We start from the raw sequence: 22,412 nt of genomic DNA on the forward strand, positions 1-22,412 counted from the left end.
GCCCGCGCCTCAGTGCTGAATCGGCGCCCACGAGGGGCCGGTTTCGGCCAGTTCCGGGTCGAGCTTGGCGAACAGCGGCTTTGGCTTGTCCAGCGGGCGCCCCACCTCGATCGGGGTGGACTGCCAGGTTGCCTGCTCGGTGGTGTAATCCCCGGTCAGGATCGGGTTGATCCGGCCGGGAACGTCCAGGTCCTCGACATCCCGCAACTCGGGCTGGGCCGCCCAGGTCCCGCTGCCGCCGAGCAGTTCGTGCACCCGCTGCGCGGAATGCGGCAGGAACGGCGTCAGCAGCGTGTTCGCGTCCGAGACCACCTGCAGGGCGGTGTGCAGCACGGTGTCCCTGCGTTCCGGGTCGTCCTTGAGCTTCCACGGCTCCGTCTCGGAGATGTACTTGTTCGCGGCGGAAACGACGCGCATCGCCTCGCTGGAGGCCGCCCGGAACCGGGAGTGCGCCAGATGGGTGCCCACCGTGTCGAAGGCGCCTTTCGCCAGCGCGAGCAGTTCGGCGTCGGCCTGGGTCGGCGTGGCCGGCCGGGGAACCGCGCCCACGTTCTTGTGCGCCATCGAGATGGACCGGTTGACCAGGTTGCCCCACTCGTTGGCCAGTTCGAAGTTCACCCTCCGGACGAACTCGTCCCAGGTGAAGTCCACGTCCTGGGTTTCCGGTCCAGCCGCGGAAATGAAGTACCGCAAGGTGTCCGGGCCGAACTCGCGCAGGAAGTCGTTCAGGTAGATCACCGTGCCACGCGAGGTGGAGAACTTCGACCCGCTCATGGTCAGGAACTCACTCGAGGCGATCTCGGTCGGCAGGTTCAGTTCGCCGTACGGACCGGCCGTGCCGCCCTTGTCTCCCGCTCCGTTGTGCCCGAGCAGCAGCGCCGGCCAGATCTGGGCGTGGAAGGTGATGTTGTCCTTGCCCATGAAATGCACGATCCGCGCGTCCGGGTTGTTCCACCACTCGCGCCAGGCGTCCGGATTCCCGCTGCGCCGCGCCCATTCCACGCTCGCCGAGAAGTAGCCGATCACCGCGTCGAACCAGACATAGAAGCGCTTCAACGGCTGATCCCGCCAGCCATCCAGCGGGATGCGTACGCCCCAGTCCAGATCCCTCGTGATCGGCCGCGGCCGCATGTCCTCGACCAGGTTGCGGGTGAAGTTCAGTACGTTCGGCCGCCAGTCGGTCTTGGTGGACAGCCACTTGCCGAGCGTTTCGGTAAACGCCGGCAGGTCGAGGAACAGATGCTCGGTTTCCACGAACTTCGGCTTCTCGCCGTTCACCCGCGAGACCGGGTTGATCAGATCGGCCGCGTCCAGTTGGTTACCGCAGTTGTCGCACTGGTCCCCGCGCGCGCCGTCGTAGCCGCAGATCGGGCAGGTGCCCTCGATGTAGCGGTCCGGCAGGGTGCGTCCGGTGGACGGGCTGATCGCTCCCGTGGTGGTTTTCGGAATGACGTAGCCGTTGCGGTACAGCGCAAGGAAGATCTGCTGGGTGACCTCTTCGTGGTTACCCGACGTGGTACGGGTGTACAGGTCATAGGTCACGCCGAGGCCGCGCAGATCCTCGGCGATCACGCGGTGATACTTGTCCGCCGTCTCCCTCGGGGTGAGGCCTTCCTTGTCCGCCTGCACCAGGATCGGCGTGCCGTGTTCGTCACTGCCGGAGACCATCAGCACGTTGTTGCCGGCCATTCGCTGGTAGCGCGCGAAAACATCGGAGGGAACGCCGATTCCGGAAACGTGGCCGATATGGCGGGGGCCGTTGGCGTATGGCCAGGCCACCGCGGTCAACACGGAGGTGCTCATGAGCGACTAGCGTACGTACCATGCCCCGGCACGGCCCGTGCGGCCCTGCGCGCTGACCGGGCGTTGGGGGCGGGCGCAGGAACGGGTGGAGGGCAGGCAGACAACCATGTCAGCGACCAGGCTGTTGGTACTTGGCGCGGTGCGGATGTACGGCAAGGCGCACGGTTATCAGGTACGCCGTGAGCTGCAAACCTGGTCGGCGGACCGATGGGCGAAGGCACAACCCGGCTCGATCTATCACGCGCTGAAGAAGATGGCCGCCGAAGGACTACTCGAGGTGGTGGACACCGAACCGGGCAAGGCTGGGCCGGATCGAACCGGCTACCGGCTGACCAGCGAGGGCGAAACGCACTACCAGGTGCTACTCAGCCAGGCGGTGGTCGAGGCTGATCCGTGGCAGCCGCAGACCGAGCTCTTCTTCGCGGGGATGTCCCTGCTCCCCACGATGCCAAGGAAGCAGGCGATCAGCGCGCTACGGCAGCGGGTAACGACACTGCGGGCACAACGCAGCAACTGGCACCAGCATCTCGAGTCCTCGGAGGGCTGGGGCGAACCGCCGCATGTGTTCGAGATGTACCGGCTGTGGGGCGGCCAGGTGCATACCGCCATCGAATGGACGGAACAGCTGATCGACAAGCTGGCCGCTGGCGAGTTCGTGATGGCCGACGACTCGGCGGCCGCTTTCGGCGCGCCACCCAGCAACCACGACTGAGCACCCGCCCCGTAACCGCGTTCTATAGGAATCTTGCGGTGACTGTGCGCGGCGGAGGTGGTGACGTGCCGTGTTCGCGTTCTTCGAGGTTAGCGTGGCGCGCACGAGGAGATCGCCGGGCTACACCTGACCGCAGTCTTTAGGGATCTTGCGGTCAGCGGGCGCCGGATCTCGCGGATATTCAAGTTTGAACAGTTTGGCGCCCGGCGCTACACTCGCCAACTGTCATCAAATTTAGTCAAGTTTGACTAAAAATCATCCGGGGAGATCTCTCAGGGGAGCTTCATGATCAAGGCACGCGGACTTGCGCGGCGGTTCGTCGCGCGCGGACGCACGGTCAATGCCGTCAAAGGCGTTGACCTCGACGTACAGGCTGGGGAGCTCGTTGGCTTCCTCGGTCCGAACGGCGCGGGGAAAACCACTACCCTGCGCATGCTGACCACACTGCTCAAACCAACCGAGGGCACCGCCACCGTCGCGGGGCACGATCTACGCGCCGATCCGATCGGGGTTCGCGGGCGGATCGGCTATGTCGCCCAGGGCGGCGGCACCGCGCCGGAATGCACGGTAGCCAACGAACTCGAACTACAGGGCCGGCTGTACCGGCTCAGCAAAGCCGACGCCATCCGGCGCGGCACCGAACTCGCCGACCAACTCGACCTCGCCGGCCTGGACAAACGGCTGACCAGAACGCTGTCCGGCGGACAGCGCCGCAGGCTGGACATCGCGCTCGGACTGATCCACTCGCCACCGCTGATCTTCCTCGACGAGCCGACCACCGGCCTTGACCCGCAGAGCAGGGCGAACCTGTGGGAGCACATCAGGGGACTACGCGCCGAACACGGCGTGACCGTCTTCCTGACCACGCACTACCTCGAGGAAGCGGATGCGCTGGCGGACCGGCTGCTGGTCATCGACGACGGTGAGATCGTCGCGGAGGGCAGCCCTGATTCGCTCAAGGCGCGGGTATCCGGCGACGCGGTCAGCCTCGCGGTACCGGAAGGCAGCGGCGGCAAGGTCGCGGAGATCGCCGGCCGGCTGCCCGGCGCGCACGACGTGTCCACTGTAGACAACGAAGTGCGGTTCCGGGTACCCCGAGGGGATACCGCGATGCCGGAGCTGCTGCGCGCCCTGGATGCCGAGGGCATTCAGACGCAAGCGATGCAGGTGCACCGACCGACCCTGGACGATGTGTTCCTCACGCTCACCGGCCGCACGCTGCGCGATGCCGAACAGGCCGAAACAAGGGAGGAAAGTCATGTTGCGTGATATCTGGTTGATCTTCCGGCGCACCATGAGCATCTCGCTGCGCAACCCGGCCTGGGTGATGATCGGGGTACTGCAGCCATTGCTGTACCTGGTGCTGTTCGGCCCGTTGATGGAAAGGATCGTGGAAAGCACGCCCGGTTTCCCGCCAGGCAACAGCTGGACGATTCTCACTCCGGCGCTGGTGATCCAGCTCGCGCTGTTCGGCAGCGCGTTCGCCGGATTCGGACTGCTCGCCGAGTTCCGCGCGGGAGTGTTGGAACGGCTGCGGGTCACGCCGGTCAGCAGGCTCGCCTTGCTGCTCGGCAAGGTGTTGCACGAAGCGGTGCACGCGATCGTGCAGGCGGCGCTGCTGATCACGCTGGCGTTCTTGTTCTTCGATCTGAACGCCCCGTTCGGCGGGGTGCTGCTGAGCATGGTGATCGTGGCGCTGTTCGCGATCACGCTTGCCTCCGCCTCCTACGCGGTGGCGCTGAGCATCAAGAGCGAGGAGACGTTCCCGCAGCTGCTCAACTCGTTCACGCTGCCGTCGCTACTGCTTTCCGGGATCCTGATCCCGATCACCACGCAGCTCGCGCCCGACTGGTTGTACAAGCTGTCGCTGATCAACCCGTTCCGCTACATTGTGGACGCTGAACGGGCGGCGTTCCGAGGTGATATGACGATGGACGCGCTGTTCACCGGCTGCGTGGTACTCGCGGTGCTCACCGTGCTCTCGGTCACCTGGGGCGCACGTACCTTCCAACGCGAAAATGCCTAGCCCGCACCACCGCTACTGATCGACGACCGCCAAGGCGCCCGGCTGGTACCGGGCGCCGGCGACCTGATCAACCGGGATCGCCGCGCCGATCTCCGCCACCTGCTCCGCCGTCAACGCCAGCGTGGTGGCACCGGCGTTCTCGGTCAGGTAACTGATCCGCTTGGTCCCGGGAATCGGCACGATATGCGGATCCCTTGCCAGCAGCCAGGCCAGCGCCACCTGCACGGGACTGGCGCCAAGTCGCTCGGCGATGCGCCGCACGCCCTCCACCAAGGCCAGGTTGTGCCGCAGGTTCCGCTCGCTGGTTCGCGGGAACTTGTGTCGGGCGTCCTCGGCGCTCAGCTGATCCACCTTGCCGGTCAGCACACCCCTGCCAACCGGCGAGAACGGTACGAGGCCGACCCCGAGTTCCTGACAGGTAGCCAGGATTCGCTCTTCCAGCCCGCGCTCGAACAGCGAGTACTCGCTCTGCAACGCGGCGATCGGATGTACCGCGTGTGCCGCGCGCAGCGTGTCCGCATTGACTTCGGACAAACCAATATGGCGAATCTTGCCCGCCGCGACCAACTCGGCGAGCGCGCCGACGGTGTCCTCGATCGGCACCTCGGGGTTACGCCGATGCAGGTAGTAGAGATCAACATGGTCCACGCCAAGGCGTTCCAGCGACGCGTCGATCGCCCGCCGCGCGTACTCCGGGGACGAGTCCACCTGTGGCGCGTAATCCTGCGCCTGCCCGGTGATCCCGAACTTCGTCGCGAGCACCACCTCGTCCCTGCGCCCCGCAATCGCCCTGCCAACCAACCGCTCGTTGTGGCCACCACCGTAGACATCCGCGGTGTCCAGGAAGTTCAGCCCGAGATCAAGCGCGTGATGCACGACCCGAACCGACTCGTCGTCATCAACCGGCCCGTACACCGGCGACATCCCCATGCAGCCAAGTCCCAGCGTGGAGACCTCGAGTTCACCTAGTAGGCGTTTGTCCATGGGTCCAGGGTGCCCCTCGGGTCAACTCGTTTAGCCCGCCAACCGGGTACGCACGGTAAACCGGGATGATCCGCGTATGCGATTGGTCCGCAGGCTGCTGCGCAACAGCTGCACCCCGGCCGACGCGCTCCGGCTACTCGCCGAGCGCGCCAACCGGCGCGGACTGCCCGCGCCAGCCGCGCTGTCCGGCGAATGGTTCGGCTCCCGAGCGGTACTCGCCCCGACGTTGGACAGCCAGCCGGTCGATACCGTGGCCGAGGCATTCGCGATACCCACCCGCCAGCCGGTGGTCCGGGACGCCGCACCGGGCGCGCTCGGCGGCGGCTGGTTCGGCTACCTCGGCTACGGCCTCACCGATCCGAAACCGCGCGCCAGAGTGCTGCCGCCGGCCGTCTGGGGCTGGGCCGATCACCTGCTGCGGTTGGACGCGGCGGGCCGCTGGTGGTTCGAAGCGCTGATCGAGGATCAGGCCTACGCGCCCGCGCAGCTCGCCGACGAGCTGGAACGGTTGCTCGACGAGCCGGCGAACCCGCAAACCTGGCGAATATCCGCGTTGCGGCAGCCCTCGGCGGCGCGGCACCAGCAGGCGGTACGCGACTGCCAGCGGGCGATCAGCGCGGGCGAGCTGTTCCAGGCGAATATCTGTACCCGGTTCGACGGCCAGTTCCACGGCGCGCCGAGCGAACTGTTCGCTGAGGCGACCGAGCGACTGCGGCCGGCGCGCGCCGGCTTCCTGAGCGGTTCGTGGGGGTCGGTGCTCTCGCTGTCCCCCGAACTGTTCCTCTCCCGGCACGGGAATGTGGTGCGTTCGGTGCCGATCAAGGGCACGCTGCCCCGGCGTGGCCCAGCGGACGAGGGAAACGCCGAGCTGCTGCGCGCCTCGATCAAAGACGTCGCGGAGAACGTGATGATCGTGGACCTGGTGCGTAATGATCTGGGCAGGGTTTGCCGGACCGGTGAGGTCTGGGTGCCCGAACTGCTCACCGTGCGCCCCGCGCCCGGGGTCTGGCATCTCCAGTCCACCGTGCGCGGTGAGCTGGCGCCGCATACCGATGACGCCGAGCTGCTGCGCGCGACCTTCCCGCCCGGTTCGGTGACCGGCGCGCCGAAGGTTAGGGCGCTCGAGCTGATCGGCGAACTGGAAACGGCGCCACGCGAGGTCTACTGCGGCGCGGTCGGCCTGGTTTCGCCGATCGCGGGACTGGAACTCAACGTCGCGATCCGCACCTTCGAGATCCACGAGAACCAGCTCTGGCTCGGGGTTGGCGGCGGGATCACCGCGGACTCCGATCCCGCGGCCGAGTGGCAGGAATGCCTGCACAAAGCCGCCCCGCTGGTGCCCTAGCCTTCGACCGCGTTCTGAAGAGAAACGTTGGTGCGGGGCGCGGTAGCCGCAGTCCGTTACCGCATTTCTTGGGGATCTTGCGGTGACTGGACGCGGGCGGCGAGTACCGCGTCGTAGAGCGTCTTGCGGGACACCCCTTCCCTGCCAGCGACCTCCCCTGCCACGGTTTTCAGGCGCTCGCCTGCGGCCGCGCGGTCCCGCACCTCGGCAACCAGCTCGGTCAACGCGCGCGGCTGCGCGGGGCGCGCGCCAGCGACCACCACCGTCACCTCGCCCTTGACGCCCTCGGCAGCCCACGCCGCCAGCTCAGCCAACTCCGCCCTGCGCACCTGCTCGTAGGGCTTGGTCAACTCCCGACACACCGCCGCCCGCCGATCCGCGCCGAGTACCTCGGCGGCGTCCGCGAGCGTGCTGGCAAGCCGATGCGGTGATTCGAAGAACACCCAAGTCCGACGCTCGCTGGCCAGCTCCGTCAGCCACCGTCGACGCTCACCTTGTTTACGCGGCGCGAAGCCCTCGAAGCAGAACCGATCGCTCGGCAGCCCGGAAAGCGCGAGCGCGGTGGTCACCGCCGAAGGACCGGGCAGGCAGGTGACCGGCAGCTCCTCGGTCAGGCAGGCATCAACCAGCCGGAAACCCGGATCGGACACGCTCGGCATCCCCGCGTCGGTCACCAGCAGCACCGTCGACCCGTCGCGGATCGCGGCGAGCAAGCCAGGTAGCCGAGCGGCTTCCACCGCGTCGTAACAGCTCACGATCCGGCCACGCGGCGTGGCGCCGAGCGCCGTGGCCAGCGAGCGCAACCGCCTGGTGTCCTCGGCCGCCAGGACATCCGCGCTGGACAGCGCCTCGATCAGGCGAGCCGAGGCATCCCGGGAATCCCCGAGTGGGGTGGCCGCGAGCACCAATTGCCCGGTTGGTGATGCTGACCTCACACCCCGCAGCCTACGATCTCCCCCCGTGACTGTCCCGGCGACCCGAGCGCACGCCGAACGCGTGCTAGCCACCGCGGCTGCCCCCGTGACGCGCCCACCTGGCACCACGGAGCGCGAGACGGCACTGCTCGGGCGGCCGGTGCCGACCGACCGGTTGCGCTCCTGGATCATCACGCTGGTGATCACCGGGATCGCCGCGGTGGTCCGGTTGCAGAATCTCGGGTTCCCCACGGACAAGGGCACCCCGGTCTTCGACGAGAAGCACTACGTCCCGCAGGCGTGGCAGATGCTGCGCAACGGGGGCTACGAGGACAACCCCGGCTACCAGCTGACCGTGCACCCACCGCTGGCCAAACAGCTGATCGCGATCGGCGAATGGCTGTTCGGCTACAACGGCTGGGGCTGGCGGTTCATGAGCGCGATCGCCGGCATCATCACGGTACTGCTGATCATCCGGATCGCGCGCCGGCTGACCAGGTCCACCTTTCTCGGCGCGCTCGCCGGCGTCCTGTTGATCGCCGACGGGGTAAGCCATCTGATGTCCCGCACCGGGATGCTGGACGGCCTGCAGGTGCCGATGATCCTCGGCGCGTTCGGCTGCCTGCTGCTCGACCGGGAACAGGTGCGGCAGCGGCTGGCACACGCGCTACGCGCGGGCTGGTTGGACGACGCCCGGTTCGGCCCCCGGCTCGGGTTTCGCTGGTGGCGGTTCGGGGCGGGGCTGTGTCTCGGGCTCGCGCTGGCGGTGAAGTGGAACGGCGTCTGGTTCATCGCCTTCTTCGGGGTGCTCTGCGTGCTCTTCGACGTCGCCGCGCGGCGTGCGGCTGGCGTGCGGCGGCCGTGGGTCGGCACGCTGCGGCGCGATGTGGCGCCGGCGCTGTGGGCTCTACTGGCCATCCCGGTGCTGGTGTATCTGGCCAGCTGGTGGTCCTGGTTCGCGAGCGAAACGGCGATCGATCGGCATGCGGCCGAGCTCGGCAAGGGGCCGCTGGCCAGTTGGACCTTCCTGCCCGCTGGCCTGCGTTCGCTCGCCTACAATGCCTTCAGCGTGCTCGGCTATCACGAAACACTGGCCACCCCGGACGGCGAACCACACGCCTGGGAGTCCAAACCGTGGACCTGGCCGATGGGGCTCCGGCCGGTACTGTTCTACCGCGAATCGGGTGCCGCCGCGGCCGGTTGCGGCCAGGACGAGTGCGTGCGCGCGACCATGCTGATCGGCACCCCAGCGATGTGGTGGCTGTCGTTGCCGATGGTCGGCTGGGGGCTGTGGCGCGCGATTGGCCGGCTCGACTGGCGCTACGCCGCGGTGCTCGCCGGATACCTCGGCGGGTTGCTGCCCTGGTTCACCAACCTGGACCGGCAGATGTACTTCTTCTACGTCACGCCGATCGCGCCGTTCTTGGTACTCGGCCTGGTGTTGATCCTCGGGCAGCTCCTTGGCGCCGCGCGCACCAGCATGGAGCGAAGAGGTACCGGACTGCTGGTGGTGTGCCTGTATGTCGGGCTGGTGATCGCGAACTTCCTGTGGCTGTGGCCGATCCTGAACGGCGATTCGATCACCGTGGCCAGATGGAATGCCGAGCTCTGGCTACCTTCCTGGCGCTAGCGATAGATCAGCCCACGCAGTGCGGCCTCCGCTGGCCCCGGCCGCGCGGCACGGTGCAGGGCATAACCGGCGAATACCGTGCTGAGCCAGACAAGCACCGCGTATCCGGCCATGGAGGCCTCGCCGAGGTACTGCCCGAGTCCCAACCCCCATGCCGCGAGTACTGGTGCGAGCAGTACGGAATGCGCGAGATAGGTGGAAAGCGAGCGCCGGCCGACGGCGGAAACCGCGGTCACCACGACACCCGGCCGGCCGGCGACCTGGTGCGCGAGCAGACCGAACAGCGCGATATAGCCGAGTCCCGCGGCGAGCCCGCTTGACCACTGCATCGCGAAAACGCCCAGTTCGCCTTCCTGGCTGCCGACGGAAAGCGCGCCCAGCGTGGCCAGCGCGGCCGGCGCGGCGCCAACCAGGCCGATCGTGCTGCCGAGCACGGCGGTTCGCCGGAGCAGCGCCAGATTCCGGTGCGGTTCCTCGAGAATGCGCCGCCGCGCGGCCCACATGCCAAGCAACATGGCGGCGGGCGCGGTGATGCCGAGAATGGTCATCGCCGAGATCGCCGGCCAACTCTCCAGCCGCACAAGCGCCGAAAGCAGATAGTTCGGCTCCGCCGCGGCATCCGGTGCGGCGAACGTCAACGGTTGCTCGGCCCGACCGGTGCCGGCGCCATAGAACAGCAGGGCGCCGAACGCGAACATCGCCGCGACGAGCGCACCGGCAATCGCGGCAGCCAGCCGCAGAGCGCGGTCCGCGCGGTGCAGGAACAGCCAGCCAAGCAGCAGGCTGATCACCCCGTAGGCGAAAAGCACATCGCTGGCCAGCAGCAGGGCGGCGTGCAGGAAACCGAAGACGAGTAGCCAGAGACTTCGCCGGCGCAGCACGCCCCACGCTGCCGAGGTCGACGTGCCGGCGGCGAGCTGCCTGCGGTAGAGCTGCGTCATGCCATAGCCGAACAGGAAGGCGAACAGCGGAAACGCCCGTAGGTCAAGGACAAGCGCCATCAGGAACCGCGCGATGCGATCCGCTAGGCCCTCCGCCGGTTCGAAGTGTGCCTGCGGGTCACCGGCCCAGAGGAAGAACATGCTGTTGGACACCACGATCAGCAGCAGCATGCAGCCGCGCGCGAGATCGGGCGCGATGGCGCGTTCACCGCCGTCGACGGGGCCGCGGCGCAAGTGCCGCTGGTTCCGGGTACCGCTTGGCATACCCAGGTAGATACCGGACGCGGGCCCCGGCAAGGAACTTACTCACCCGAACGAGCGAAAACGGGTCAGCGCTTCAGGGCTGGTAGGGCGGCGGCGGGCCTGCCTGCCGGGTCGGCCCGCCACCCGCGTGTGGCGGGCGTCGATGCGGCGGTGGTCCGCCAGGGCGGCCCTGCGGCGGGCGGCCAGCTCCGGGCGGCCCCTGCCCATATCGGGGTCCACCTTGTTGGGGTCCGCCCTGCTGAGGTCCGCCCTGCTGGGGTCCACCCTGTTGGGGTCCGCCTCGCTGGTGGCCACCCTGCTGGAGTCCGCCCTGCTGGGGTCGACCCGGTTGTGGGCCACCTTGCTGTGGACGCCCCTGCTGGCCACCGGCCGGTGCCTGCCGCGTCCGGTCCGCTACCGGCACCATCGTGGTGACCGGGCCGTCCTTCGGCTTGCCCGCGCCGACCAGCCACTGGTCCATCTGCCGGGACACGCTGTCCAATGTGGGGCGGCGTGCCGGATCGGCGTCCAGCGCCGCGGCAAGCAGTCGGATATGCGTACTGTTGGCCGGCAGGTAGGTATTGGGTTCGCCGTTCGCGGCGGCCATCAGCGCCGCCATCGGATTGTCCCTGTCACCCCGTGGCGGGTATCCGGTAAGTGCGTAGCTGACCGTCGCGGCCAGTTGCCAGGCATCCGAAGCGGGTGTCGCATCGCCGCCCGCCGCGGTTTCCGGCGCGAGGTAGTCCGGCGTACCCACCATCATGCCGCTTGCGGTGAGCGTGGAATCCCCCTTCGAGCGCGCGATGCCGAAGTCGATCAGATGTGCCGCGCCCTGTGGGTCCACGATCACGTTCGACGGCTTCACGTCACGGTGCAGCACGCCCTTCTGGTGTGCCGCGGACAACGCGCCCGCCATGGTGCTCCACAGCCTGGCCGCGAACACGTCATCGAGCAGCCCACCGTCGTAGACGGCATCGGAAAGCGAATCGCCCTCGATGTACTCCATCACGATGGACAGCCCCTCGGGCTCGTGCACCACGTCGTAGACGCGGACACAGTTCGGGTGGCGCACCGCGGCGAGTGCGCGGGCTTCGCGCAACATCCGCTGTTCGGTGTCCGCGTCCGGGGCGTGCGCGCTTTTCACCGCGACCGTACGGTCCAGTTGGGTGTCCATCGCCAGCCATACGGTGCCGAACCCGCCGTGCCCGAGTTGCCGGATCCGCTGGAACCGACCGCTGCCGAACGCGCCAGCTGGCGGCAACGGCATGGGCCCCGGATCTTCGGCAAGCGGCGCCGGCTCCTCTTTGGGTTCCGGCGGAGGCGGCGGAGGTGGCTTCTCCCGCTCCTTCGGCGGCCGGTTGAGCACCGACCAGCTTGGCGCGCCGAGCATCGCGATCGGCACGATGCCGAGCACGCTGATCGGCAGGAAGCCGAGCCACAGATGCACCGCCGTATTCGCCTCGACCGGCAACGTGCCCAGCACGAACAGCACGAAGGGCACCCAGAACAACCGGCCGGGCCACTTCGGGCCGCGCCGGAAAGCGGTCCGCGCCTGCAAGTAGACGAACAGCGCGCTCAGCGCGGGCAGGCCAACGAGGCCGGCCAGGTACAGCCAGTAGGACAGCGCTCCACCGGCTGGATAGAACAGCGTTTCGAAGACGTTCTGGCCGCCGCCCAGGTAGTCCATCTGCTTGTCCACGAAGCAGAACGACTGGTCGAGGGTGACCGCGTCGGCCGGTTCGAGGCCGTAGGGCTGGCCGGAGTAGGCAGCGCGGAATACTTCGGAGACGCCGAAGAAGGAAAACCAGGGCAGCAAACCAACGGTGAGTAGACCGAGCCCGCCGAACACGCTGAGCGTCGCGGCGTTGTAGGTGTTTCCGGTGCCCTTGCGCACCAGCGCCACGATCATCGCGCCGACAACCGGGATCAATGCGACCAGCGCACCGGTTGTGGTCGTCGCCCACACCCAGTCACCGGGGCACAGCGCCGGGCCGAATACGTTGTGTGCCCAGGTCAGCAACGCGCTCGCGAACGTGTTGAACGCGTCCACTTTCCGTGCCCCCTTGTTCCGCTACATCGGCACCGACCCCGTACAGCATCGCACCATAGGGTCCGCGACGCCCGGCCGCCCGGCTGGTCCCCTGGTTCTCAAGACGGGTAAGCACCCGGTGAGGTTGCTTAGCGCATCGACTGGTTGCCACTACACCGCGTATCCAGTGCTGACAGAACGGCAACGGCGTAGCAGACTCATGCCCAACATTCAGCGGCGAAGCAAGGGAGGCGGGTAGATGGGTGCCTACGCGGATGCCCACCAGCGGAGCAGCACCGAGCCGGCGGCGTTCTGGCTCGAGGCCGCGGAGGCCATCGACTGGACCCGGCGGCCGAGTACGGCGCTGGACGATTCCGCCGCGCCGTTCTACCGGTGGTTTCCCGACGGGGAGCTGAACACCTGCCATAACGCGCTGGACCGGCATGTGGCCGGCGGGCGCGCCGAACAACCCGCGCTGATCTACGACTCGCCGGTCTCCGGCGGCAAGGCCAGCTACACCTACCGGGAGCTACGGGACGAGGTGGCCACCTTCGCCGGCCTGCTCAGCCAGCTCGGCGTGCGACGCGGCGACCGGGTCGTGCTCTACCTGCCGATGATCCCGCAGGCCGTGATCGCGATGCTCGGCTGCGCCCGGATCGGCGCCGTGCACTCGGTCGTCTTCGGCGGATTCGCACCCAAGGAGCTGGCCGCTCGGATCGAGGACGCGAAGCCGAAGGCCATCGTGGCCGCGTCCTGCGGGCTCGAACCCAATCGGGTCGTCGAGTACAAACCGATCATCGAGGAAGCCCTCGCCACGACCAAGCATCAGCCTGAGCACGTCGTGGTGTTCCAGCGGGAGCAGGCCCGCGCCGAACTCTCCGCCGCCCGAGACCTCGACTGGGTAACCGGCATGGCCGGCGCCGCCCCGGTGGACTGCGTTCCGGTGGCCGCGACCGACCCGCTCTACATCCTCTACACCTCGGGTACCACCGGAAAGCCGAAAGGCGTGGTCAGGGACAACGGCGGGCACGCGGTCGCACTCGCCTGGTCGATGCCCAATATCTACGACATCGGCCCTGGCGATGTGTTCTGGACGGCCTCCGACGTCGGCTGGGTCGTCGGCCACTCCTATATCGTCTACGCGCCGCTCCTCGTTGGCGCCACCACCGTGCTCTACGAGGGAAAACCGGTTGGCACCCCGGATGCCGGCGCGTTCTGGCGGGTCGCCAGCGAACACGGCGTGAAGGCGCTGTTCACCGCGCCGACGGCGTTCCGGGCGATCAAGAAAGTCGATCCGGAGGCCGCCGAACTGGCCAACTACGACCTTTCCCGGTTCCAGACCCTCTTCCTTGCTGGCGAGCGGTTGGATCCGGAGACCTATCACTGGGCTTCGGCGAAACTCGACGTGCCGGTGATCGATCACTGGTGGCAGACGGAGACCGGCTGGCCGATCGCGGCGAACCTGCGCGGCCTGGACCCGATGCCGGTCAAACCAGGCTCGCCGACCGTGCCGGTGCCCGGCTACCAAGTACATATCCTTGACCAGCAGGGCAACCAGAATCCCGCGGACAGGGAAGGTGCCATCGCGATTCGGCTGCCGATGCCACCCGGCACGCTGCCCACGTTGTGGGGCGACGACGAGCGCTACCGCGAGGCGTACCTGTCCCGCTATCCCGGCTACTACCTGACCGGCGATTCCGGTTATCTGGACGAGGACGGCTATCTGTACGTCATGGGCCGCACCGACGACGTGATCAATGTGGCCGGTCATCGGTTGTCCACGGGTTCCATGGAGGCGGTACTCGCCGCGCATCCAGCCGTTGCCGAATGCGCGGTGATCGGGGTGGCCGATCAGCTCAAGGGACAGTTGCCGCGCGGGCTGGTGGTACTCAAGAGCGGCGTGCGGATTTCCGTCGACCAGCTGCGGACCGAACTGGTCGCCGCGGTGCGGCAGGAAATCGGCGCGGTTGCCGCATTCCGCGATGTGTCTATTGTAGATGCACTGCCGAAGACGCGATCCGGCAAGATCCTGCGCAAAACCATGCGCGGCATCGCCGACGGCCGCGACGAGCCGGTGCCGTCCACCATCGAGGACGCCACCGTACTCGACGCGCTACGCCCCATCCTGCGCACCAAGTAACCCCGCAAAAGCTTGTGGGGTTACTGGCCGGCCGGCGTCCGGGAAACCATGCGGGGCGTGCCGTACCTGCGCTCTGTCACCGCAAGATCCTTAAGGAATGCGGTTACGGAGCGTGGGCTACAGCGAGAAGTTGAACATCATCGGCGCGATCGTGGACATCACCAGCATGATGATCAACAGGCCGATGACGTTCAGCCAGGCGCCGCCCCGGATCAGCTGTCCCATGCTCACGTAACCGGTGCCATAGACCATCGCATTCGGCGGGGTGGCCACCGGCAGCATGAAGGACATCTGTGCAGCCAGCGTCACCGGTAGCACCAGCACCAGCACGTCCACGTCGATACCGAGTGCGACCCCACCCATAATCGGGATGAACGTCGCCGAGGTAGCGGTGTTACTGGTCAGCTCGGTCAGCAGCATCACCATGATCGCCACGATCGCGATGATGAGCAGCGTGGGCAGCACGGCAAGCCCGGTGACCTGTTCGCCGAACCACTCGGTCATCCCGGTATCGGTGAGCTGCCCGGAAATGCTCAACCCGCCACCGACGAGCAACAGCATGCCCCACGGCAGTTCCTTGGCCGAATCCCAGTCCAACACCGGGCTGCCCGATTTGCGATCCACCGGGATCAGGAACAGCAGCAGTGCGACGGTCATCGCGATGCCCGCGTCCGTGACATTCGCCAGCCAGGGCAATGCCCCACCGATCAGCTCGGTATCGGCGAGCACCGGCACGAAGATCCAGGAAAGCGCGGCGAACAGGAAGACCCCGATGACCCGGCGCTCGCCGGGGCTGACCGGGCCCATCTCGGCGAGCTGGGTACGCAACAGGTCCCGCCCGCCGGGCAGCTGCTTCAGCCTCGGCCGGTAAAGCACCTTGGTCAGCATCAGCCAGGCGGACAGGCCGAACACCACGGTGATCGGCACGCCGAAGAGCATCCAGTCCAGGAAGGTGATCCGGATTCCGTGGTTGTCCTCGAGGTAGCCGACGATCAGCGCGTTCGGTGTTGAACCAATCAGCGTGCTGAACCCGCCGATCGTCGCGGCGAAAGCAATCCCAAGCATCAGCGCGGTACCGAAAACGCGATCCTCTTTGCCCTCGCCAAGTTGCTGCTTGACCAGGCCAAGCACGGACAGCCCGATCGGCAGCATCATCACAGTCGACGCCGCGTTCGACACCCACATACTGATGAACGCGGTGGCCAGCATGAAGCCGCCGATCATCCGGACCGGCTTGTCCCCTACGGCCAGCATCAGTAGCAGCGCCAACCGTCGATGTAGGTTCCACCGCTGCATGGCCTGGCCAAGCATGTAGCCACCCATCAGCAGGAACACCACTTCGGCCGCATACGGGCTGGCCACTTCGCTCATCTCGCCAACGCCGAACAGCGGCAGCAGCACCAGCGGCACCAGTGCCGTGGCGGCGAGCGGCAAGGCTTCGGTCATCCACCAGACGGCCATCAACGCGGTAATCGCGGTGGCCGAACGCGCCGGTCCCGGTACCTCCGCCGGCAACGCCAGATAAACGGCGACGGCGGCGAGTATGCCGAAAAGTAGGCCGATTCGCTTGCGGCGTAAAGTTTTCTTGCCCGTGGTATCAGCGGCCGCACCGCCGACCGGTGCCGCCGCGGTCTCGTTTGTCATCACGTTCTCCTGGACTACCCGCGTTCGGCGCGTTCGAGTTCCGCGCGCAGAATCGGCGCGGCTTCCACACAGCCATGAATACCGATTACGCTCACGATTTCCAGCACTTCCATGATCTCGTGCGCGGAGGCGCCATATCGCACGGCATTACGCATATGCAGTTTCATGCCTGGCTCGTACAGATGAGTCGCGGCGGCGTCAAAGGCAATGTATACGAGTTCCTTGACCTTCGGGCTGAGCACTCCACTTACCCAGGGAACGGCGGAAAATTCGAGATACGCCGCGAAGAAGTCCGGATCGAGTTCGAGTACGCCTTCCCAGAAGGGATGCCAGTACCCGCGCTTGTCCGTGAACTCCCGTTTGAGTTCCACCCTCCGCTGATCCAATGGCTCGACCGCGGCAGGATCACGCACGCCTTCCTCTTCCAGCACTTCGAGCAGCAAGGGCACACCGATGTTGCAGGCGTGGATACCGAGCGTGCTGGCCAGCTCGAGTACCTCCATCACTTCCTCGGCGCTCGCGCCAAGGGCTACCGCGGCTCGCACATGCCGGCGGACACCAGGCAGGTAGAGATGCGTAGCCGCCGCGCTCGCGGCGACGTAGACGAACTGCTTCACCTTTGGTTCGAGGTAGCCAACACCGTCTGGGCCGCTTTTCCAGGGCACCCCGGAAAAGCGGAGGTACGACTCGAAGAATGCAGGGTCGAGGCGCAGCATGGATTCCCAAGAATCGTCCCAAGATCCATGCAATTCGGTGAATTTTTCCTTCAGCTCAACCTGTTTTTGGGTAAGCGTCATACCGGTCTCCATTGTGGCAAAATTCGGACATACGAGCACCCGCGAACTGTCCACAACCGCAACTTCCTCAAGGATTGCGGTTACGGGGTGCTCTAGCTCAGAAAAGTCAGGTAGCTACCTTGCGCAATGCGGCCAAGCCGACCGAGGCAGCGTGCCGAACATGTTCGGCGGATAGTTCCGCGGCCTTATCCGCGTCCCGGTCGCCGATCGCGCGGACGATCGCTCTGATCTCCGCGGCCGCCTGCACCGGCCGATCCGATTCGGACAGTGAAGTAGCACGCAGGATGCGCACTCTGGCCTGCACTCCGTCCAGGATCTGTTTGATCGATGGACTGCCCGCACCGTCCAACAACACCTCGTAGAACCGATCCTTGGCTCGCAGTACCTCGTGGGTATCCGCACCCTCGCCAGTCAACCGTTCAATCTCGACGGTGACATCATCGAGTGCGGCGAGCTTGGCGTCGCTGGCTCGTTCCACGAACCGGCGAACGGCGAGTGCCTCGAGCGCGGCCCTTGCCTCGTACAGATCGGCGGCATCCTCATCCGATGGCTTGGCGACCACGGCGCCCTTCTGCGGGATCACCGCGACCAGCCCCTCCGCGGTCAGCTCGCGAAGGACTTCGCGGACCGTAGTCCGGGACACCCCAAGCTGTTCGATCAACTCGCGTTCCACCAACCGCTGGCCAGGCTTGAGCTGGAAGTCAAGAATCGCCTGGCGCAGCACCGAGAGCACCTGCTCGCGCAACGGCGCGGCAACCCGTCCGATGTGTATGTCATCGGACCAGGTCGGTTGCGGACGCTGCTCGGCAGTCACTTCGGCATCCTACGAGTTGTCCCGTCGCACCTTCAACGAGCCTGTGTATCGCGTCGCTGCAACCAGCGAATCACCTCCGTGTGATCGGCATCGTCGGGTAGTTCGGTCACGGCCTGCCGCCACAGTTCGGTCGCCGCGGCACCGAGCGGCGTGGGCGAACCGGTTGCCTCGGCGAGACCGACCGCGATCCGCATGTCCTTGACCATCAGGCCAGCCCCGAATCCAGACGCGAAGTTGCCCGGTACGACAAACTTCGGCAGCTTGACCTCGGTGGAACCGCTTCGCCCGCTCGACCCGTTGATCGCGTCCAGCATGACCTGCGGGTCGAGACCGAACGCCTGACCCACGAGCAGTGCTTCCGAGCTGACCAGCAGATGCGTCGCGGAAAGCAGATTGTTCAGCGCCTTGAGCGCATGTCCCGCACCGACCGCGCCAACGTGCAACACCCGCTGCCCGAGCACGTCGAGCAACGGCCGGATTTCCCCGACGCGATCGGCGGGCCCGCCGGCCATCACGGTGAGCTCACCCTGTTCGGCACCCCGGACGCCACCGGAGACCGGCGCGTCAAGCAGGGTGATCCCGCGCTCCTCGGTCAGGTCCGCGAGCTCCCTGGTGACCATGGGTTCCGAGGAGCTCATATCCACAAGCAGCGAGTTCGCCGGCAATGCGGCGAGCAATCCGTCCTCGACAAGCACCGCGCGCACCACCGGCGAACTCGGCAGCATCAGGATCGTCACCGCGGCGCCTTCGGCCAGCTCAGCGAGACTGTCCACAACGGTCAGCTCGGCGGCAAGCGCGGTTCGTGCCTCGGCGCTGGTGTCGAAACCACGTACCCGGTAGCCAGCAGCGGCGAGCCGGCGCGCCATCGGCGCGCCCATCCGGCCAAGTCCAACAAAACCGATAACCGGCGGTTCCTGGTTCCCCGTCATTGCGCCGCTCCCTTCTCGCCATCGTCGTGTAGCCGCACGCCACCGGCGACATCACCGATCGCGTCCACTACCCGATTGCTGATCTGGTCGACATAGCCAAGCTGATTCGCCAGCCCGAAACTGGCAAGTGGCCCGGCCGCGTTCAGGCAGGGCACGCCGAGCTCGCGGATCCGGTCCACGTACAGCGCGATGTCCTTGGTCATCAACGCGCCGGTGAGCCCGCCTTCGAGGTAGTCCCCGCGCACGATATGCGGAAAACGGTTGAGCGTCGCGAAGTTCACCCCCGAGCCGTTGTTCAGCACCTCGAGCAGCGCTTCGAGATCGAGGCCAGCTTTGCGCCCGGCGACCATCACCTCAGCGGTCGCGGACAGACTGACCGCGTTCAGGAAGTTGTTCAACAGCTTGGTGGTGTGCCCGGCGCTCGGCCCACCCATATGCACCACCTTGGTGGCGAACGGCTCGAACACCCAGCGAATCCGCTCGACCACCTCGGTGTCGCCGCCAACCATGACGGCGAGCGTGCCCTTCTCGGCCGCCGCCGCCCCACCGGAAACCCCGGCGTCCACCAGCTCGGCGCCCCGTTCGGCGAGCCGACCGTGGAGCTCCAGCGTGGACCCGGGTGCCGCGGTGCTCAGGTCCACGATCACCTGCTCCGGCCGGCAGCTTTCCAGTATCCCGCCCTCGCCGGCGACCACGGCTTCGACCACCGTGCTGTCCGGCAGCGAAAGCAGGATGTAGTCGGTGTTCTCGACCAGCTCCGTGATGGAATCGGCAACCCGTGCGCCGGCCGCCGACACCCGTTCCGGATCCTGGTCATAACCGGTGATCTGGTGACCAGCCGCGCTGATCCGGCTGGCGATCCGACCGCCCATATTGCCCAGTCCGATGATTCCGATGCGCACCACGGGAACCCGGCCTCCTTGCCTCGTGTCTAGTTCGTACGATGATCAGCCGATCCGCGCGACCGCGACATCGGAGATACCGCTCATCGGCGGGAAACGGCGCAGCACATCGGGGTCATGCCCGGCTACCAGCTGGCAACCCCGTTCGGTAGCGAGCTCATCGAGCAGGTCGTAGGCGCGGTACATACCGACGAGATCGGAAAGTACCGCGAACGGCCGATCCCGCTCGTACTCCTCGTAGTAGTGCAGTGCATCCGAAGCGAGCACCACCTGGCCACTGTCGGTACTGACCAGAACGATCAGCTGCCCAGGGGTGTGGCCACCAACCACCAGTAGCTCTATCCCGGGGGCCACCGTAGCGCGCTCCTCGACCACGTTGAGCCGCCCGGAGCGCCACATTTCAGTCAGTGCGGCGGTTTCGGCCGGTTCGACAGCCGCGGCCAGCTGGGCCCGCCGGGCGTATGGACCTGCCCAGAACTCCACTTCCTGCCTGGCGATATGCATTTCCGCGTTCGGAAACAGCCCGATATTGCCGATGTGGTCGTAATGCGCGTGGGTCAGCACCACCTGCGTGACGTCATCCGGTCGCAGGCCGAGCTTTGCCAGCGCATCGACCGGCGGGCAAAGCATGGTGCGGTTTCGCCGGTCTCCGACTTCCGCACCGAATCCGGTGTCCACAAGCAACGTTCGCTCGGCATTGCGGACTACCCAGAAGAAGTAGTCCATCTCGAGCTCGGTGTCTGGTTCACCGTAGGTGTGAAAGTTGAGGTATACCTCGCTCTTGTACGTGGTACGGGTGCCGTACCGCACCGCGAGTACCTCGTATGTCGAGTCCATCTGGCGCTCCCTTGCGCTGCCGTCCGGGCAGTACCCGTTACTGCCCGGACGCTTCGGTTTCCTCGTCGTAGACCGCCCGCGCGGTACGGAAGGCATCGATCGCGGCCGGCACACCGCCGTAGATCGCCACCTGTAGCAGCACTTCCTGGATCTCCTCCCAGGTGCAGCCGTTGCGCCGCGCGCCCGCGGTGTGCACCCGCAGCTCGTGCTGCCGACCGAGCACACTCAGCATGGCCAAGTTCGCGATACTGCGCGATTTGTGATCCAGCCCTTCGCTGCCCCACACCATGCCCCAGCAGTAACTGGTGGTGAGATTCTGCATCGGCGAATCGAAATCGTTGGCATTGCGCAGCGAGCGGTCCACATGTTCATCGCCAAGCACCTTGCGGCGAATCTCCATGCCAGTGTCGTACAGCTCGTCGGCCATATCTGCCCGAACCTCCTTGATCAGCAGCTGAAAGCCAGCTTGTCATATCGTATGAATGTATGAGTGTCATACAATCTACACAAGAGATGATCCGCGATATGACCCACTTCACAGGGACGGCAACTGCACGGGGTGCGCCGTGGCAGCACAAAGTAACCGCAAGATCCCTAAAGAACGCGGCTCCGGGGGCGACTCTGGGCTAGGGCGTGTACTCGCGGACGCTGTTCACCAGCGCGCTGTCCAGCTTGCCCTGGTACACCAACAGGTCCAGATGTGCCGCGGTCTCGTGCACCGCGAGGAACTGGTTGAACACATCGAGTTCGTCGAGCTTGCGCTCCCGGCGAGTCCAGGTAAGGCTTCGCGCGGCCTCGTATGCGGTCGAGGCGCCAGCGTGCACAACGCCGGCCATATCGTCCAACCGCCGGCTGTGATGCTCGAGCAGCTCGTCCACCCGCTGGTGCACACTGCCGGTGACCGAGCCGTGCGCTGGCAGCAACCGGCGATCCGGCATACCCCGGACCAGCCGCAGCGAGTCGAGGTAATCCCGCAACGGCAGCTCGGCCTTCGCCACCTCGAAACCAATCGACGGCGTGATCCGCGGCAGCACGTGATCGCCGGCGAACAGCAAGTTGTTCGGTGCGTCCACGAAGACCACATGCCCCTGGGTGTGCCCTGGCGTCGGCACCACGTCGAGCGCGCGGCCACGCAGCTGCTCGGTACCCGGCCCCTCGAACCAGTCATCCGGCAACGACCAGTCAAGTGGATCAGGCTCGGGCGCGGCCGCGGTCATCGCCCGGAACTCCCGCACGAGCGGTTCCGCGCCGTGCGCGAGCAGGCTTTCCTCGCGCAGCATTCGCGCCTTGCGGCCCTGCTCGGCAAGCGTTCGCAGGCTGGGCTCTTCGCCACGGCCGAGGCTGACCCGGGTGCCGAACTCATTGCGCACCGCAATCGCTTGCGAGTAATGGTCGCGGTGCACGTGGGTGACCAGGAACCGCTGGACATCGCCCAGTTCGCGATCGAGCGCACGCAGCGCGCTGACCAACAGCTCGCGCGCGGACTCGATCGCCCAGCCGGAGTCGATGAGCACCAGCTCGTCGCGGTCCAGGATGGCGTAGACATTCACCGCGCGGAGCCCGTCACCGGGCAGTGGGAGCGGAATCCGGTAAACACCAGGGGCGACTTCGAACACCCCGGACTCGGTCCAGTCTCCAGTGGGGTCGTCCGGCTGCAGTTCCATGAGTCTCCGATCGCCCAAGGCTTTTAGGCCGTAATCTCCTGTTTTACCAGACCGGTTG

19 protein-coding genes are annotated in these 22,412 nt (G+C 66.5%); 6 read left to right on the top strand and 13 right to left on the bottom strand.

Features of this window, described 5'->3' with window-relative positions:
- Nucleotides 1–9: 9 nt before the first annotated feature.
- Nucleotides 10–1,803 (bottom strand): methionine--tRNA ligase, encoded by a 1,794-nt coding sequence (metG, locus tag EV191_RS01610; protein WP_132874988.1) that lies wholly within the window; start codon nt 1,801–1,803, stop codon nt 10–12.
- Nucleotides 1,804–1,909: 106 nt separating this feature from the next.
- Between metG and EV191_RS01615 the strand changes: the two genes are divergently transcribed.
- From EV191_RS01615 to EV191_RS01625, 3 genes are all read left to right on the top strand, one after another.
- Nucleotides 1,910–2,515: a PadR family transcriptional regulator gene (locus tag EV191_RS01615; protein WP_132874989.1), complete on the top strand. Its 606-nt coding sequence runs from the start codon at nt 1,910–1,912 to the stop codon at nt 2,513–2,515.
- 285 nt (nt 2,516–2,800) lie between these two features.
- The gene (locus EV191_RS01620; protein ID WP_132874990.1) at nt 2,801–3,784 is read left to right on the top strand and encodes an ATP-binding cassette domain-containing protein; all 984 of its coding nucleotides are present in this window, start codon (nt 2,801–2,803) and stop codon (nt 3,782–3,784) included.
- The gene (locus EV191_RS01625) at nt 3,774–4,541 is read left to right on the top strand and encodes an ABC transporter permease (RefSeq protein WP_132874991.1); all 768 of its coding nucleotides are present in this window, start codon (nt 3,774–3,776) and stop codon (nt 4,539–4,541) included. Before EV191_RS01620 ends, EV191_RS01625 begins: the two co-directional genes overlap by 11 nt.
- Nucleotides 4,542–4,553: 12 nt before the next feature.
- On the opposite strand, the gene EV191_RS01630 is transcribed toward EV191_RS01625, so the two are convergent.
- Nucleotides 4,554–5,525: an aldo/keto reductase gene (locus EV191_RS01630; protein ID WP_132874992.1), complete on the bottom strand. Its 972-nt coding sequence runs from the start codon at nt 5,523–5,525 to the stop codon at nt 4,554–4,556.
- Nucleotides 5,526–5,601: 76 nt separating this feature from the next.
- Here EV191_RS01630 and EV191_RS01635 point away from each other — a divergent pair, with 76 nt between their 5' ends.
- The gene (locus EV191_RS01635; RefSeq protein ID WP_132874993.1) at nt 5,602–6,870 is read left to right on the top strand and encodes an aminodeoxychorismate synthase component I; all 1,269 of its coding nucleotides are present in this window, start codon (nt 5,602–5,604) and stop codon (nt 6,868–6,870) included.
- A gap of 56 nt (nt 6,871–6,926) precedes the next feature.
- Here EV191_RS01635 and rsmI read toward each other — a convergent pair whose 3' ends face one another.
- Nucleotides 6,927–7,805 carry a 16S rRNA (cytidine(1402)-2'-O)-methyltransferase gene (rsmI, locus tag EV191_RS01640; RefSeq protein ID WP_243658693.1) on the bottom strand — a complete coding sequence of 293 codons (879 nt, stop codon included), beginning with the start codon at nt 7,803–7,805 and terminating at the stop codon, nt 6,927–6,929.
- A 25-nt stretch (nt 7,806–7,830) separates the two neighbouring features.
- Here rsmI and EV191_RS01645 point away from each other — a divergent pair, with 25 nt between their 5' ends.
- On the top strand, nt 7,831–9,414 hold the full coding sequence (locus EV191_RS01645) for a dolichyl-phosphate-mannose--protein mannosyltransferase (RefSeq protein ID WP_424565419.1): 1,584 nt from the start codon (nt 7,831–7,833) through the stop codon (nt 9,412–9,414).
- Here the strand turns inward: EV191_RS01645 and EV191_RS01650 are convergent.
- Together EV191_RS01650 and EV191_RS01655 are read right to left on the bottom strand one after the other, a co-directional pair.
- The gene (locus tag EV191_RS01650) at nt 9,411–10,619 is read right to left on the bottom strand and encodes a DUF418 domain-containing protein (protein ID WP_132874996.1); all 1,209 of its coding nucleotides are present in this window, start codon (nt 10,617–10,619) and stop codon (nt 9,411–9,413) included. The two genes, EV191_RS01645 and EV191_RS01650, sit on opposite strands and share 4 nt — an antisense overlap.
- 73 nt (nt 10,620–10,692) lie before the next feature.
- Complete coding sequence (locus EV191_RS01655) at nt 10,693–12,648, bottom strand: serine/threonine-protein kinase (protein ID WP_132874997.1); 1,956 nt, start codon at nt 12,646–12,648, stop codon at nt 10,693–10,695.
- Nucleotides 12,649–12,886: 238 nt separating this feature from the next.
- Between EV191_RS01655 and EV191_RS01660 the strand changes: the two genes are divergently transcribed.
- Nucleotides 12,887–14,767, top strand: a complete 1,881-nt coding sequence (locus EV191_RS01660) for a propionyl-CoA synthetase (protein ID WP_132874998.1) — start codon at nt 12,887–12,889, stop codon at nt 14,765–14,767.
- A 117-nt stretch (nt 14,768–14,884) separates the two neighbouring features.
- Here the strand turns inward: EV191_RS01660 and EV191_RS01665 are convergent, their stop codons facing one another.
- The 8 genes from EV191_RS01665 to EV191_RS01700 form a co-directional block, all read right to left on the bottom strand.
- Complete coding sequence (locus EV191_RS01665) at nt 14,885–16,411, bottom strand: SLC13 family permease (protein ID WP_132874999.1); 1,527 nt, start codon at nt 16,409–16,411, stop codon at nt 14,885–14,887.
- 14 nt (nt 16,412–16,425) lie between these two features.
- Nucleotides 16,426–17,208 carry a carboxymuconolactone decarboxylase family protein gene (locus EV191_RS30485; RefSeq protein ID WP_132875000.1) on the bottom strand — a complete coding sequence of 261 codons (783 nt, stop codon included), beginning with the start codon at nt 17,206–17,208 and terminating at the stop codon, nt 16,426–16,428.
- A 106-nt stretch (nt 17,209–17,314) separates the two neighbouring features.
- Complete coding sequence (locus tag EV191_RS01675; RefSeq protein ID WP_132875001.1) at nt 17,315–18,022, bottom strand: GntR family transcriptional regulator; 708 nt, start codon at nt 18,020–18,022, stop codon at nt 17,315–17,317.
- Nucleotides 18,023–18,054: 32 nt separating this feature from the next.
- Nucleotides 18,055–18,951, bottom strand: coding sequence for an NAD(P)-dependent oxidoreductase (locus EV191_RS01680; RefSeq protein ID WP_132875002.1), 897 nt, complete (start codon nt 18,949–18,951; stop codon nt 18,055–18,057).
- Nucleotides 18,948–19,856: an NAD(P)-dependent oxidoreductase gene (locus EV191_RS01685; protein ID WP_243658694.1), complete on the bottom strand. Its 909-nt coding sequence runs from the start codon at nt 19,854–19,856 to the stop codon at nt 18,948–18,950. Before EV191_RS01685 ends, EV191_RS01680 begins: the two co-directional genes overlap by 4 nt.
- A gap of 42 nt (nt 19,857–19,898) precedes the next feature.
- Nucleotides 19,899–20,690, bottom strand: a complete 792-nt coding sequence (locus EV191_RS01690) for an N-acyl homoserine lactonase family protein (protein ID WP_132875003.1) — start codon at nt 20,688–20,690, stop codon at nt 19,899–19,901.
- Between the two features lie 37 nt (nt 20,691–20,727).
- On the bottom strand, nt 20,728–21,117 hold the full coding sequence (locus tag EV191_RS01695) for a carboxymuconolactone decarboxylase family protein (protein ID WP_132875004.1): 390 nt from the start codon (nt 21,115–21,117) through the stop codon (nt 20,728–20,730).
- A 199-nt stretch (nt 21,118–21,316) separates the two neighbouring features.
- A complete protein-coding gene (locus EV191_RS01700) occupies nt 21,317–22,354 on the bottom strand; it encodes an MBL fold metallo-hydrolase (RefSeq protein ID WP_132875005.1) in 1,038 nt (345 codons plus the stop codon).
- Between the last annotated feature and the right edge of the window lie 58 nt (nt 22,355–22,412).

The organism is Tamaricihabitans halophyticus, assembly GCF_004340875.1.
In the GTDB taxonomy this organism is placed as follows: domain Bacteria; phylum Actinomycetota; class Actinomycetes; order Mycobacteriales; family Pseudonocardiaceae; genus Tamaricihabitans; species Tamaricihabitans halophyticus.

Excerpts from the sequence above, each read along its gene's own strand:
- EV191_RS01700 (WP_132875005.1), bottom strand. The coding sequence starts at position 22,354 with ATGGAACTGCAGCCGGACGACCCCACTGGAGACTGGACCGAGTCCGGG.
- EV191_RS01630 (WP_132874992.1), bottom strand. The coding sequence starts at position 5,525 with ATGGACAAACGCCTACTAGGTGAACTCGAGGTCTCCACGCTGGGACTT.
- metG (WP_132874988.1), bottom strand. The coding sequence starts at position 1,803 with ATGAGCACCTCCGTGTTGACCGCGGTGGCCTGGCCATACGCCAACGGC.
- EV191_RS01680 (WP_132875002.1), bottom strand. The coding sequence starts at position 18,951 with ATGACGGGGAACCAGGAACCGCCGGTTATCGGTTTTGTTGGACTTGGC.
- EV191_RS01615 (WP_132874989.1), top strand. The coding sequence starts at position 1,910 with ATGTCAGCGACCAGGCTGTTGGTACTTGGCGCGGTGCGGATGTACGGC.
- EV191_RS01620 (WP_132874990.1), top strand. The coding sequence starts at position 2,801 with ATGATCAAGGCACGCGGACTTGCGCGGCGGTTCGTCGCGCGCGGACGC.
- EV191_RS01650 (WP_132874996.1), bottom strand. The coding sequence starts at position 10,619 with ATGCCAAGCGGTACCCGGAACCAGCGGCACTTGCGCCGCGGCCCCGTC.
- EV191_RS01665 (WP_132874999.1), bottom strand. The coding sequence starts at position 16,411 with ATGACAAACGAGACCGCGGCGGCACCGGTCGGCGGTGCGGCCGCTGAT.
- EV191_RS01690 (WP_132875003.1), bottom strand. The coding sequence starts at position 20,690 with ATGGACTCGACATACGAGGTACTCGCGGTGCGGTACGGCACCCGTACC.
- EV191_RS30485 (WP_132875000.1), bottom strand. The coding sequence starts at position 17,208 with ATGACGCTTACCCAAAAACAGGTTGAGCTGAAGGAAAAATTCACCGAA.
- EV191_RS01695 (WP_132875004.1), bottom strand. The coding sequence starts at position 21,117 with ATGGCCGACGAGCTGTACGACACTGGCATGGAGATTCGCCGCAAGGTG.
- EV191_RS01625 (WP_132874991.1), top strand. The coding sequence starts at position 3,774 with ATGTTGCGTGATATCTGGTTGATCTTCCGGCGCACCATGAGCATCTCG.
- EV191_RS01635 (WP_132874993.1), top strand. The coding sequence starts at position 5,602 with ATGCGATTGGTCCGCAGGCTGCTGCGCAACAGCTGCACCCCGGCCGAC.
- EV191_RS01660 (WP_132874998.1), top strand. The coding sequence starts at position 12,887 with ATGGGTGCCTACGCGGATGCCCACCAGCGGAGCAGCACCGAGCCGGCG.